Origin of the sequence: Clostridium sp. (assembly GCF_036642255.1) — a bacterium.
In the GTDB taxonomy this organism is placed as follows: Bacteria; Bacillota; Clostridia; order Clostridiales; family Clostridiaceae; genus Clostridium_J.
In genome coordinates this window covers 21,723-36,449 of record NZ_JAVWDJ010000038.1, presented here as the reverse complement: position 1 = coordinate 36,449, position 14,727 = coordinate 21,723, and the positions used below count along the sequence as shown (strand labels likewise).

The following is a 14,727-nucleotide window of genomic DNA, read 5'->3' as shown; positions in this document are numbered from 1 at the left end:
TCTCTGTTTAATTTTCAAAGACCAATTTGTCGCTACATTGTAGCGTCGTCACCATTTGATGACTTATAAAAGTTTACCACTTTTATTTCTTATTGTCAACATCTCTTTAAAGTTTTTTTAAGATTTTCATTGAAATCCTTAATAATTTTACCTGTGATGTTATCGCCTTGCATTTGTTATTAACTTAGCGACAAGATGTATTATATAACATTATGACAAGCTATAATTCCCTTTATGTATTGTTAAGTTAATTTATATTATTTTTTCTAAAAATTTCATCTAATATCATTAAATTTCTTGTATTGATACTCCAGGTAGGGTTTATATAATAAGTCAAAAAATTCATATAATAATTACGTCTACTCGCTTCTTAATAAGCTATACTTTAAAAGTGTTTCTCACTAAAAAGATTATTAGTCTACTGTGTGAAAAGAATAATATTACTGCATTATTTATCTTATTTATAAGTTTTTTTGAGAAAGTACTAAAAAAGGGTATGAAGTAAACCTTCATACCCTAATTCCAATCTTTATCAATCATATCAAACATCATTTTTCCTGCACGTGCAATTGTTGTACTTCCATACACATTAGTTGGTAATTCACTTGACATCATAGTAGCAACAAAATTACCCTTAGGTAAATTCATAAGTACTGTATCATTTTCCACCGATTCTAAAGTTCCAATTTTGTTTGCGGTACACAGCTGTACTTCTCTTGGAAAGTAAAACAGAATTTTCTTTGCTAACTGATGTCTCTTAAGTATGTTTAATATTAAATCACTATGTTCATCAGTTAAAGTTACTTTATTATGTAGAAGTTTAAAACATTGCGACAAATCATAACTAGTAGTAATATTTTCATGACGATTTTCTACTCTAACATCCGAAGGATACTTGTTAACCTTCGTAGACTTTAATCCCATATTCTTTATAAGATTATTTATATTATTCATACCTAAGATATTTATTATCTTACTAGCAGCGGTATTATCACTTTGAATAAGCATAGCTATTAACAATTCTTTGATTGCATATTCTTTATCAGAAAACTCATGGATGATCCCAAAATCTCCATCAACTTTATCCTCATCACCAATACTAACTATATCTTTCAATGATATATTCTTTTGTTCTACTTCTTTCATTAGTGCCATAGCTATAGGTAATTTAATACATCCTGCAGCAGGCATCTCAACTTCTTCATTAAACCCATATGTATATCCACTTTTTAGGTCCTCAAAATAAAAACTATAATTTCCTACTTTGGATTCCAAGTATCGCTTAATCTCTTTCATAAACAACCTCCATATCTAACCTAATTCAGCTAAAATAATTATAATTTTCTTTAAATATAATGTCAACTTTCCATAATCTTAGTTTTATAAATATATAATTCCAATTTTAATTAACTATGATTTTAAGTTAATCTACTAGTGTCAGATAATTTATATTTTTGACATTATAAATTACATTAAAACATATTATACTTTTATAACTATATAACTTTTTATATTATAGTATAAATTCAATATTAAAATATAATTCTCCACATTAAACTAATAAACTAACCTACTCCTTTTATATTCTTCATAAACTTCTAAATTCCTCTCAAATTTGCATAATTATCAAAAAAATAACTCAGATATTTCTAAGTTATTTTAAAATGCAACTATACTGTTATTTTCCCCAAAAATTCTAAACTAAAAACAATATTATAATAATCATTTTATAATATGAAAAACTCCTATAGTTTCTTTTTAAATTAATTATTTTTTCAAATTTACTTCCCTTCAAATTCAATAAACCCATCCTGAGTTTTTCCATCTAAAGACACACTAATTGCAGTTTTACCTGAAGGTAATGCTAAATCATAATAGGTTTTTACTGGAGTATACTCTCCACCATTCACACTTAAAAAATAAGAATCCAACATATAACTATTCATGAAAGCACCCACTGTGAACTTAGTATACTCTTCTGTATCATCCTTAGTATTTCGTTTTGCTAAAATCAACGTTGGCTTACTGTCACTTTTACCATTATGATACACAACTTCTGGATTGACATTGAATAATTGCTGGTCTTTCACAAAAATTGTTGGTTGGATGTAGCCTTTTATTGTTTCTAATTGTATATCCTCATCACGACTTACAAAAGTGATATAGGAATTACTCTTTGCCTCTTCTAATTTGTTATTATCAATTTTTATGGAGTAAATTGATAAATATTTTGAAATAGCTTTCAAATATTTTTTAGGTTCTTTAATATTTTCCGATGTGATGGTTTCAATTTCTGAATTTATTACTTCTATTGCTGATAGTGGAATACCGTCTTTCATTAGATATCCTTCTGCCTTTCCATCAATCATTACCCATTTCCCATGAGCCGAGCTCCATATTTCTAGAACACTATAGCTATCATTTTCCTTAATTTTAACATTATTGCTTGCTCTTAATTCACCTGATCTGCAAATAACTCCAATTGAAGTTAACGTTTCTTCTAATATAATATTGTATTCTTTAAGCGAAATAACTTTATTTGTTTCTAATGCAATTAACATTTCATCAACTGTTTTTTTAGATTCCATGGCTGAAGTTTTAACTTCTGCTCTTCTGTTCAGCCAATCAATCATAGCCATGGTTTTTTCTAGTTCATTTGAAGCATCCTTCACTACATTATCTAAGCTATACTTATTTTTTAAGTTAAGTATAGCCACATTGTCCTTACTCATATAATAAAACTGAATATTATTTCCTTTATATAAATTATCCCACTTTGTAATCATCACATTATAATCAATTGCTTTATTATTAGAATTTCCTCTCATTAAAAGTAACACTACCCCTGATACAATTATTACTATTCCCAGTAAAACTCCAAATACTCTCGACTTTTTCATGTATCTCCCACCTTTATGTAATCTTAAATAGTTCTATAATACATAAATTATAAGCTTTTTCTAGATAAAATAAAAGGCTATGATAACTTCATAGCCTTAATAAACATTAAATTATATTGCAATTGGAGCTGCTTTTTTAATTTCTTCTCCAACTTGATCAAATTTTTGGAAATTTTTATGGAATTGTGTTGCAAGCTCTTTTGCTTTTAACTCATATTGTTGTTTATCGGCCCAGGTATTTTTTGGATTTAAAATCTCACTTGGTACTGTTGGTACAGCTTTTGGAACATAAACGTTGAAAATTTCATCCTTCTCATATTCTACGTCTCTTAGTTTACCCTCAAGTGCTGCTTTTACCATAGCTCTTGTATAAGTTAAATTCATTCTCTTGCCTACACCATATTCTCCACCAGTCCATCCAGTGTTCACTAAATAAACTTCTGTATTGTGATTTGTTATTTTTTCCCCAAGTAATTTTGCATAAACTGATGGCTTCATTAACATGAATGGCTCACCAAAGCAAGATGAGAATGTAGCTTTTGGCTCAGTAATTCCTCTTTCAGTTCCTGCAAGCTTGCTTGTGTATCCCGACATAAAGTGATACATTGCACCTTCTTTTGTCAGTTTCGATATAGGTGGAATAACCCCAAAAGCATCAGCAGTTAAAAATACTACCGTGTTAGGATGTTGACCTATTCCACTCAAATCTGCATTATCTATATATTCTACAGGATAAGCTCCTCTTGTATTTTCTGTCAAAGAATCATCATCAAAAACAGGATTATGCTCTTCATCCAAAACTACATTTTCCAAAAGCGAACCAAATCTCAAAGCATTATATATTTGTGCTTCTTTTTCTTTATCTAATTTTATTGTTTTAGCATAGCATCCACCTTCAAAGTTAAATATCCCTTTGTCGCACCAACCGTGCTCATCATCTCCAATTAACTTTCTATCAGGATCAGCTGATAATGTAGTTTTCCCTGTTCCAGACAATCCAAAGAACACAGCAGTATCTCCTTGAGCTCCAATGTTTGCTGAACAATGCATTGGAAAAACACCTTTTAGAGGTAGTAAAAAGTTCATTATTGAGAAAATAGATTTTTTTATTTCTCCAGAATACTGTGTTCCACCTATTAGTATAATTTTTTCATCGAAATTTATAATTATAAATGCTTCAGAGTTAACTCCATCCTCTTTTCCATTTGCTTTAAAACCTGGAGCAACAACCACATTAAACTGTGGAGTATGGTTTTTTAACTCTTCTTCAGAAAGTCTTCTAAATAATTGAGTTGACATTAAAGCTTCTGAAGCATATTCATTAACAACTCTAATATTTAATTTATATTCTTCCATGGCTCCTACATACCCATCGAAAACAAATAAATCTTTATCACTTAAATACTCTGTAACTCTTTTATATAATTTATGAAAAACATCTTCTTCGATTGGAAGATTTATATCTCCCCAGTTAATCAAATCTTGAATACTTTGTTGCTTTACAATAAATCTATCTTTAGGAGATCTTCCGGTATACTTTCCAGTGTTCACAACTAAAGCTCCACTTTCTGCAAGTGTTCCTTCGCCTCTTTTAATTGCATGAGATACTAACCCAGCAGCACTTAAATTTCTATAAACATTTTTACTTGTGCTGATTTGTAATTCATTTAAGCAGTTAAAATCCATAATTCTTACCCCCGAAATTGATAATGTTTAACTTTTACACGATTTTTACAATATTTATTAATCCAATGAGAAATATTTCCTATATCTATATAATACTCCTTTCACAGTAAAATGCAAGAAATATTTTAAAATAATATAAAAAAACAAGGGTTTATGAATTTTTCCCTTCAATATTGCATATTAATATTCTATTTTCATTCAATAGTATAGCACATTAACTTTCATTCTACCATTTAATTCTGTGGAAATTTTAACAATTTCAATTAGAATTCAAATGTTTCAAAGCAATTAAACAGTAATATTCTTGCAAAAATTTATTTAATAAACATTTAGCTTTTCCCTCAATAATTGCACAAAATGAGCTACTTCAATTTTAATTAATTCACCGGATTAAACTTTCATTTCATTTCTTCAATGGAGTACACAGCGTAAATTACCACAAAAGTTCCTATCAATTGAATGATCGATATTTTCTCCTTCAATAAAAAAAATGAAATGATTATAGATGTAGGAATTTCCAAATTGGAAATTATTGAGACCTTTAGTGCTCCAATATATTTGATAGATGAATATAACAATGTAAGGGGTATTATTTCACAGAAAACCGCTAAAATTAATGAATATGCATAGATTTCGAAGGGTAAGTTTTCTTTGAAAAGAAATGTAGGAAATCTATAAATAACTAAAGACATTAATGAAAACAGTGTAGAATATGCGTTTATAGCGAGTGGATGTATGTTATCAAATCTATCTTCACAGAAAATATTCATAAAAGCATAAAATACTGCAGCTAGAATTCCAAAAGTTATCCCTACTAAGGAATACTCCAAGGATCCTTTTGTAATATTTAAGGTCATTATACATCCTACAAAAGCTAACATTACAATTAAAATCTTTCTTATTTGAATCCTTTGTTTCCCGATAATTGCAGAATAAATAAATACCATAATTGGATAAGTCATTAGAAGTATTGTGGTCATAGCTACTGGCAAGTAACTAAAAGCTAAGTAATAAAAAGTTGTCATAAAAGTATTTCCTACTATACCTAAAACAGCCATATTCTTTAGTTCATTCATTGAAATCTTTAATAATGATTTATCTTTTATAAATAGTATAAAAAACATAAGTACAGAAGCCATTATATATTGAAGAATTAGTAAATTTACTGAATCTAGACCATTTTGTGCTAATTTTACAAATAAGCCTGCACTTCCAAAAAGCACTGCTGATAATACACCATATACATATCCTTTTTTTATCATTTTTCCACCTTCAATTCTAATCTTTAGTTTACGAAAAGAAACACCGAGGCATTTCTCGGTGATTATTTTAAAAAAGGGTTATTTTTTTCATAGACGATTTTATTTTTCATTGAATTATAGTAACCCCATAATTAATTATAACTAAATTTATTATTTTTAATAACTATAAGATATTTTTAACCTTTTCATTATTGATTTAACATCCTTTAATTTTAGTATTTAATAAAACATCGTTAAATCAGGTATTGAGAGCACTTCATTATCTTGACCATTAATATAGCTTTCCCTTAGCATCAGCACTTTATCAAAATTTTCTTGTATAGTAGTTTTAACATACTGATCAACATCATCTTTTAATTTCTTTTGAACTTCTGATATATTGGTAAATGATTTTTCTAAATCCCCATCTACGGTCAAGTAATAACATGCATAATTATTTAATGTTAAAATGTCATTACTTTCTAGGTTATAAGCTTCATTAAGCTCTTTAAATCCCTTAGCGTTTTCTCCTGTAAGCACATATGCTGTAGATAATGTTCTATGATATTTAGCAACTTCTGGTTTATCTGTAATACATTCATTTAATATCTTTATTGCTTCTTCAAAATTATTATTAGCTAAATATATTAATGCTGTATCATAACTTAATTCTGCTTTGTCTTTTAAAAACCTCCTTGAAAGAGTTAAACTTTCAACAGCTCTAACACTATCTTTTAATGTATACCAATAGTAATACCCCTTATTTATATGTAGATTTTTATTAAAGGGTTCTAATTTTGTACTCATATATAAGTAAGGTTCCGCACCTTTTCCATCATTGGTACTTCTTAATATTTCAGGAAACAAAAAACCATAGTTGTCAACGTAGTTTTCATTCTTATCTAAAGACTTTTTAGCAAACTCCTCAGATTTTATATAATCTCCTACTTTATAGTAATACCATGCAGCAGCATGAGCTACTCTATAGTCTTTACCATTACGTGAAATTAAGTTCTCTATAAGTACTTTTGCTTCATCAATATTTCCGCTATTTTCAAGTGCCATTAGTTTTATTATTGATGGTTGAATAAATTTACTTTCTTCTTTAGTTTTCGGCTCGATTTCTTTTAGTATTTCTAAAGCCTTATTTGCGTTACTATTTTCTAAAGAATAAATTTTGCTAAGATATAACTTGTACATATACTCTTCTTTATTTCCTTCATTAAGCTCCACGATTTTTTCTGTAAGCTTAATTTTATTATATTGGTATTCCTGAGCTAACGCATCGTATATTTTTATTTCATCTTTATTTATTTTATATGCTTCATTTAGCTTTTCAAAAGCTTTATCATACTCTTCAATTGATAAATACATGCTTCCATGAAGGGCTAAATCTTCCGAAGAATTTATATTAACTGGATACTTTTCTATAAGTTCCATTGCCTTATCATACTTATCACCAGTCAAATAACCAAAAATCATAGTTTGAATCAATCGCTTATTTTTAGGATACTTATTTAAGTACACTTCCCCTTCACTTAAAACTTTCTCCATTTCTATATTCTCTTTACCTGTGACCATATTATAATTATTGTCCAAGATACTAAGGAACAAAATGGTATTAGCAACCTCACCATGATTATCCTTCTTATTTTTAGCATTCTCTAAAGCTTTTTTCAAGTTTTCATCATCTTTTGAAAGATAGTAAATCTCAGCTAACTTTGCTTCCCATATCCCCTCATTAGATTCTTTTTCTGAAAGCTTTATATATTCTTCAATAGCTTTATCATATTGTTGTTTATAAAAGTATTCTAACGCTAATTTCTCTTTATTATTGTTCCAATTAATCATTACGGTAATAAAAGCCACTATGCCAACAATTAATAAGATTGCATATTTTTTATTTAAACTAAATTTTTTCAACACATCTATCCCCACCATGCGCTCTTCCCCCTTTTATTTATAACCTAATTTTAGCAAATTACCTTAAAAAAATCTATAAATTTTCAGTATGTTTATGTTTGTACAATGTGATATAATAAAATATTGAAAATTATACATAACCATATTTGTATAATACTTTATATTATGATAGAATAACTGCGTAAAATAACCTAGCTAAGTTGCAAAAATTTATCAACAAAATCTAATAAAACTATACTAATTGAAGGAAGTGTCTAAAATAAAATTTAAATCATTTTTTAGTATAATAGCATCAAAATGTATCCTGAAATTATCTGAAACTTTATTCAAGGGTGGTTCTAACTTTCCTGGTAAAGTAGCTTTGATGCTTGATAATCATATTTTAAGAACCATCTCCAAAGGATATACTACAATATTAGTTACTGGTACTAATGGAAAAACCACTACAACTAGTATGATTTATAATATCTTAAAGGAAAATGGTAGAAATGTTATAACTAATAATACGGGAGCAAACATGAATACTGGAATTGTTGCCTGTTTTATTTCGAATTACAATTTCACTAAAAGTAATTCAGATAAATATGCGGTAATTGAAGTAGACGAGGCTTACCTTAAAACCATTACAGAAGACTTAACTCCTAAAATTATCACAGTTACAAACCTGTTTAGAGACCAATTAGACAGGTATGGGGAAGTTTACACCACCTACGCAAAGATAATGGAAGGAATATCTAAAGCCCCTTCAAGCACACTAATATTGAACGGTGATGAGTCTTTACTTGGAAAATTAGATGTTTCAAACCCTATTGTTTATTATGGTTTCAATAGTTCCGTTAAAAATAATAATAAGGCTTCTATTAATGCTGATAGTAAGTTTTGCAAGATATGCAAAAATCCTTATAGTTATCACTTCATAACCTATAGTCATTTAGGTAACTATTACTGTACTGAATGTGGTTATAAGAGACCCGAGCTCAAATATTATGTAGATAATATTCTTGAACTCACTTCCCAAGGTTCTTCAATTTCTTTTAATTCTGAAGAATATTTTATAAATCAAGCTGGAGAATATAATATTTATAATGGTCTTTGTGCTTTTGCAATAGCTAAAGAGTTAGAAATTGAAAATTCAAGTATTAGAAATTCTTTACAACGTCAAAATAGTAGTTTCGGAAGACAAGAAACTATTATAGTTGAAGGAAAGGAAGTAAAAATAATTTTAGTAAAAAATCCCGCTGGATACGATCAGGCAGTAAACACAATTTTACTAGATAGCAAGCATATAAATTTAGCTGTGTTACTAAACGATAATTACGCTGATGGTACAGACGTATCTTGGATATGGGACGTAGATTTCGAAAAATTCAATTCCATAAGCATTGAAAACATAGTAATATCTGGTACAAGACTTTATGATATGGCTGTAAGACTAAAAATTGCTGGGCTACAAAAGGAAAAATTTATTTTATGCGAAAATGATGATGAGCTGATGGAAGCAATTAAAAGTTCAAATAATACAACTTATATACTAGCAACCTATACTGCAATGCTTCATCTTAGAAAATTGCTTCATAGTAAAGGTTATATCAAAAAAATATGGTAAGGCATGGTGATTTTATGGAACTTAATATATGTCACTTATATCCAGACTTATTAAATGTATATGGAGATATGGGAAACATACTAGTACTTAAGCATAGAGCAGAAGAAAGAGGAATTAAAGTAAATATATTTAATGTTTCTATTGGTGAAGTTTTTCAAGGAGATAATTATGATATAGTATTTTTCGGTGGTGGTCAAGACTACGAACAATCTATTGTATCTAATGATTTAATCGAAAATAAAAAAGAAGCTATTAAAGAATACATTGAAGCTGGTAAGGTATTTTTAAGTATTTGTGGTGGGTATCAATTACTTGGGAAATATTACACTACGGCTGAAGGCGAAAAACTTCAAGGGCTTGGAATTCTTGATATTTATACCGAAGCTGGAGATAAAAGATTTATCGGGAATACCATAATTTATAACGAAGATTTTAATGAAACCTATGTTGGCTTTGAAAATCATTCGGGTAGAACTTATATAGGAAATTTAACACCACTTGGTGTTGTTAAAACTGGTTTTGGAAATAATGGTGAGGATAATAAAGAAGGTTGCATATACAAAAACTCATTTTGTACTTATTTTCACGGCAGCCTCCTTTCCAAAAATCCAGAATTAGCTGACAGACTTATTAAGCTTTCATTAGAAAAAAAATATGATGAAGTTGCTTTAACTTCACTTGATGATACTCTAGAGTTTAAAGCAAAAGAAGCAATTATAAGAAAATATACAAACTCTTAATAAAAAAATCTGCATGGTTATCATGCAGATTTTTTATTATTACATTAAGTAACTTAACTATTTACTTATTACTCACTAATTATTTATATAACAGAATAAAGTTATTCTATTATTAGTAAAGTTTATATTTTCTTCTCAAGTTGCAGTGCTAAATTAAGAAATTTGATAGATTCCTTTACTTCCCCAAGCTTATGATACATGTTCCCCATCTCAAGATATCTTTTATATATTTGAGACCTCGTTCCAAACTTAACTAATGCATCTAAAGAAAAATTCATATAGGTTTCAGCTAGGAAATAGTTGTTTTGTTTCTGAAGAATAGATGATTTAAAATAGTAAGCTCTTTCTATATAATGTAAATCATCCAAATTAATAGCAAGATTTAACATATTATCACAATGAAACTGAGCTAAATCAAGTTCGTCATTTTCTATTAATGTTGCAATTATTAACTTTAAAAAATCACATAATCTTTCCTTGTTATCTTTGGGAAATTCTTCAGTAGCTTCTTTTATATACTTTATTGCTTCATCTTTAAACTTATTATCAAACATAGTTACTGCAAAATTGTGTATTGCTCTACATTTTCTTTCTAGATTAGTTCCATAACATTTTATGGCCTTTTCTTTATACTCGTAGAATTTATCCAATTTAAATGAAATAAATAGCATAGCTAAAAGTTGATAAACCTCTCCCCTAAGTATATAATCGTCAGTTAATAGAACAACTTCTTCCAGTTCTCCTGCCATGTCATATGCTTTTTTGTAGTCCTCTACCATAATATAAGATGCACACTCATTATATGTAGCTTTCACATATTGAATCTTACTCTTAAGATTCTTTTCTTTCAATGTCTTTCTTACAGTAGTGTAATAACTGCAGGCTTGATTGAATTCTTTATTATTAAAAAGGTATTTTGCAATGTCCATATAATAATTTACCATTAGTATCTCATCCTTAGATTTTTGACACAGATGGTAGTATCTAGGAATTATTACGCTTAAATCTTCATATTTTCCTTTTTCGAGATAAAATTCAAAAAGTATATGAAGCAATCTACAAGCTAGATGATAATATTCATATCTCTCAGCGTATTCTAAATTATATACAATGTCCTCAATAAATGTTGCACTATTACTTTTTATCTCAAATGATTTTATATTTTCTTCGATTTGTTCCTTTACGCCATGATTTAAGTAATTAATATCCAAGTTTAACTTTTCACTTATATAAGCTAGTATCCATTCTTCAGGAGCTACTTTATTATTTTCTAAACAACTCATTTTGGAAACAGAGATTTTATTCTCACAGATATCTTTTAAGGTTAATCCCTTATAAATCCTAGCTCTTTTTATTTTCTCCCCAGTTGATAATATCTCCAATCTTATCACCCACTATCAAAAATCCTTAATTATTTTTAATTCATTTAATGCTCTTATTCCATCATTCAAATACTTAGCAGCCATGCCATCTTTTCCATTATCTATATAAAACTTACCTAGAATAATTGAAATTTCTGCATACTCTTTTTTATAACTCATTTTATTGACGAAATTAAGAGTTTGAATTAATGTATTTTCTGCTTCATTTAGTTTTCCTTCTAAAAGTTCAACTCTGTACTTTAATAAATAATAGTTACATAACGCTCTTTCATTTGTATCATTAACGTTTTCTAAGTAACTTAATATTTCATCAAGAACTTTTTTAGAATTTTTCTCATCTTTAAGCTTAATATAATTCTCACAAATATTACATAGCGTTTCCATTATTCTTACGTCATTAGATTTTTGTCTAATTTCTTTTGCTTTAAACAAATGTATAAAAGACTCTTCTAAATTATCAAATTCTGAAAAAAGTTTTCCAAGTTCATTTTCAACTTCAGCAACATAAATATTATTGTTTATTTCTTTATAAATTTTTAAGCTTTTTTCTGAATACAAAATCGCATTTTTCATGTCGCTCTTTTCTGAAAATTGTTTAGATAACTCCATTAAAGATTCTGCGTAAAACTTTTTATTATCAATTTTTTTAAACTTTTGCTGTGCAAGATAGGAGTAATTAATTGCTTTGTCCATTATTCCAAGTTTGAAAAATGTACGTCCAATAAAATAATATATTTGTCCAATTAAAAAGTCATCACCTAAGCTACTATCTTGAAAAACCTTTTCTGCTTGCTGAAAGTAACTGTATGCTGAATGATATGCCTTTAATTCTAATGTTATCTTCCCCAAAAGAATAAATGTATTTATAACTTCTTCATTTAAATTATTCTTAATAAAGATATTATTTGCTGATAACAAGAATTGTTGTGCTAAACCAAAATCGCCCTTCTTCATATAAATGAGAGCTTTTAAAAATAGATTTTTTGCCTTTCTAATAGCAAGTTCATACTTTTCTGAATAAAATAAAGATGTCTCAATATTCTGCTCAGCTTGTACAAATTCATCGTTTAATATGTTTGATTCTGCAATATTTTCATAGTATTTGCATATTTTATTTGCTTGGGTTTCTTCTGTTTCCATAAGGTACTCTACGGAAACATTCAATGATGATGCCAAGTACTCTAACAGATCCATACTTGGATTAGATTTTCCTGATTCTACAAGACTAATTTGACCTGCTGTAATTCTGTCTCCAGCAAGATTTTTAAGAGTTAAATTAAGTTCTTTTCTTCTTAATTTAATTTTTTCCCCTAAAGATAAAATCTTCATATATTTCTCGTCCTTTTCCCTAATATAGTTTTAAACTTTTACAATTAAAAGGAATTGTTATTGATACTTCAGTATTTTATATTATACCATAAACTAGTATAGAAATGCAAAATTTTCTACTTTTTTGAAAGTATCTCAACCTTTTATTTTAATTTTTTCATTATTTTTTAAATATAAATAATATTTTTCATTTATAAAATACTTTCAATTAAAATTAAAATCTTCTTCAAAGAAAACTTTACTTCTGAGCATCAATTTCCTCAATATTAATAATCGTTTAAAGCTGCAAATTCTGAAAGAAAATATTATTAAAAATTTATTATCTTGGTTATTGAATTAAATTTTGAAACAATAAGAAAATCTACTTAATATCTTGAAAAAAACTTGATATCAATAAAGATAACATTTTTGTACCATTTATAATATAAAGTTAACTATAGCATATATTTTACTTAACATAAAAGCTATCTATTTTGAAATAGATAGCTTTTATGTTTATCTTAGAGCACCTACTAAATTGTCAAAGACATTTTCTACAACACCCTGAAACATTTTAGCTTGTTTTCTAACTTTCTTTTTAGTTTTTCTGTTCATCATTGGCATGCCATAGTTAGCTGCTAATCCAAAAGCAGTTCCCATTAAAGCTAACTTCATCATCATTTTCATAAAACACACATCCTTTCCCTAATTTATAATAATATGATGTGCAATTTTATAAAAATAATCCATAAATTATATAGTTTAGAGTAAAAACATAACTTTTGGGAAAGATTAATTTACTCACAAATTATTTTCCATAAGCCAATAATAATATTATTTTTATCTGCATGATCTAACCCATCAATACAATTAATTATTTCTTGTTTATTACGGAACTTTAAAATTTTCCTTGTAATTTCGTCTATATTGAAAGTTTCATTTTCAATAGCTACTTCTTCTTTAATTATATTTTCATCGAAAGTAACTAAATTTTCAATGTATTTAGGGGACACAATAAGCTCCAAACTACTTCTAACTTTATTGTTAAGAACTTTTATCTTAGTATTCTTGAGAAGTTTATCAACCACATTATTTAAGTTTAACCCTGCTCCGTATTTTGCTTGTTCATCAGCTATTTCATTAAAAAGGTCATTAGTATGACTATCTACTTTAACAAATATAATATTAATTTCATTTTCATTCTTCAGGAAATTAATTCTATTATAATAATCTTGTGATGATTTCTCTTTCCTCTCCCAAGCTCCTGTAGCATGATTGCAAATCCCCGCATAATCATGAAATATTATGATTTCTTTGTATTTTTGTAATGCTGCATATTCCACTGCCCTAATAGCAGCTTTTAACTCCCCCGAAATTTGTCTTAAAGCTTTTTCGGAATCATCTTCAGCTCCACCATTTTCAACGTGGATGATAACATCATTATGCACAATAACTAAGCCGTAGCCATATTTACCAGTAATACTGTTAAAACTTCCATCAACGTATGCGTGTGGTATATCTAATGGATAACTATCCACCCCTTTTTTTAAACTATTTCCATCATTTTTAAGATACTCTTGTACTTCTTCAATAGATTGAAAACTTTTATAAACCGCACCTTTAACACCTTTAACATATTTTAGACATTCATTCCAACTTTCCACTATAATATCTACAACGTTCTCATTTTTACTAAAATCAAATCCTTTTTTTATTCCATAATATTTTTTTCCCATGAGCTTTCTCCTTTAAATAAAGTTTAAAATGTGGATATTACATTTTAATAGATGATTATTTCAAAAATTTAGCTTGATCCTTATTTATCAATAAGAAACTCATTTAGTCAATAACAATTGGCAAATTCGTACTACCATTATTTTTTCAGCCTATTATCCTTACTCTATAATAATTTAAATTTAAAAAAAGATTATCTATTTATTC

Annotated in this window: 11 protein-coding genes; 2 read left to right on the top strand and 9 right to left on the bottom strand. The window is 27.8% G+C overall.

Annotated features, from left to right (window positions below; translation table 11 throughout):
- Positions 1 to 516: 516 nt before the first annotated feature.
- From RR409_RS16425 to RR409_RS16405, 5 genes are all read right to left on the bottom strand, one after another.
- Complete coding sequence (locus RR409_RS16425; protein ID WP_332558853.1) at positions 517 to 1,296, bottom strand: serine hydrolase; 780 nt, start codon at positions 1,294 to 1,296, stop codon at positions 517 to 519.
- A 485-nt stretch (positions 1,297 to 1,781) separates the two neighbouring features.
- Complete coding sequence (locus tag RR409_RS16420; RefSeq protein ID WP_332558852.1) at positions 1,782 to 2,900, bottom strand: hypothetical protein; 1,119 nt, start codon at positions 2,898 to 2,900, stop codon at positions 1,782 to 1,784.
- A gap of 111 nt (positions 2,901 to 3,011) precedes the next feature.
- Positions 3,012 to 4,586 (bottom strand): phosphoenolpyruvate carboxykinase (ATP), encoded by a 1,575-nt coding sequence (pckA, locus tag RR409_RS16415; RefSeq protein WP_332558851.1) that lies wholly within the window; start codon positions 4,584 to 4,586, stop codon positions 3,012 to 3,014.
- A gap of 398 nt (positions 4,587 to 4,984) precedes the next feature.
- Positions 4,985 to 5,848, bottom strand: coding sequence for a DMT family transporter (locus tag RR409_RS16410; protein WP_332558850.1), 864 nt, complete (start codon positions 5,846 to 5,848; stop codon positions 4,985 to 4,987).
- Positions 5,849 to 6,067: 219 nt separating this feature from the next.
- Positions 6,068 to 7,768: a hypothetical protein gene (locus tag RR409_RS16405; RefSeq protein ID WP_332558849.1), complete on the bottom strand. Its 1,701-nt coding sequence runs from the start codon at positions 7,766 to 7,768 to the stop codon at positions 6,068 to 6,070.
- Between the two features lie 232 nt (positions 7,769 to 8,000).
- On the opposite strand from RR409_RS16405, the gene RR409_RS16400 reads away from it, so the two are divergent.
- Both RR409_RS16400 and RR409_RS16395 read left to right on the top strand, forming a co-directional pair.
- Complete coding sequence (locus tag RR409_RS16400; protein WP_332558848.1) at positions 8,001 to 9,356, top strand: Mur ligase family protein; 1,356 nt, start codon at positions 8,001 to 8,003, stop codon at positions 9,354 to 9,356.
- Between the two features lie 14 nt (positions 9,357 to 9,370).
- Positions 9,371 to 10,096 (top strand): type 1 glutamine amidotransferase, encoded by a 726-nt coding sequence (locus RR409_RS16395; protein ID WP_332558847.1) that lies wholly within the window; start codon positions 9,371 to 9,373, stop codon positions 10,094 to 10,096.
- A 122-nt stretch (positions 10,097 to 10,218) separates the two neighbouring features.
- Here the strand turns inward: RR409_RS16395 and RR409_RS16390 are convergent, their stop codons facing one another.
- From RR409_RS16390 to RR409_RS16375, 4 genes are all read right to left on the bottom strand, one after another.
- Positions 10,219 to 11,487 carry a helix-turn-helix transcriptional regulator gene (locus RR409_RS16390; RefSeq protein WP_332558846.1) on the bottom strand — a complete coding sequence of 423 codons (1,269 nt, stop codon included), beginning with the start codon at positions 11,485 to 11,487 and terminating at the stop codon, positions 10,219 to 10,221.
- Between the two features lie 6 nt (positions 11,488 to 11,493).
- On the bottom strand, positions 11,494 to 12,807 hold the full coding sequence (locus tag RR409_RS16385; protein WP_332558845.1) for a helix-turn-helix transcriptional regulator: 1,314 nt from the start codon (positions 12,805 to 12,807) through the stop codon (positions 11,494 to 11,496).
- A gap of 495 nt (positions 12,808 to 13,302) precedes the next feature.
- Positions 13,303 to 13,473, bottom strand: coding sequence for a hypothetical protein (locus tag RR409_RS16380; protein WP_332558844.1), 171 nt, complete (start codon positions 13,471 to 13,473; stop codon positions 13,303 to 13,305).
- A gap of 110 nt (positions 13,474 to 13,583) precedes the next feature.
- Positions 13,584 to 14,522: a ribonuclease H family protein gene (locus RR409_RS16375; RefSeq protein ID WP_332558843.1), complete on the bottom strand. Its 939-nt coding sequence runs from the start codon at positions 14,520 to 14,522 to the stop codon at positions 13,584 to 13,586.
- Between the last annotated feature and the right edge of the window lie 205 nt (positions 14,523 to 14,727).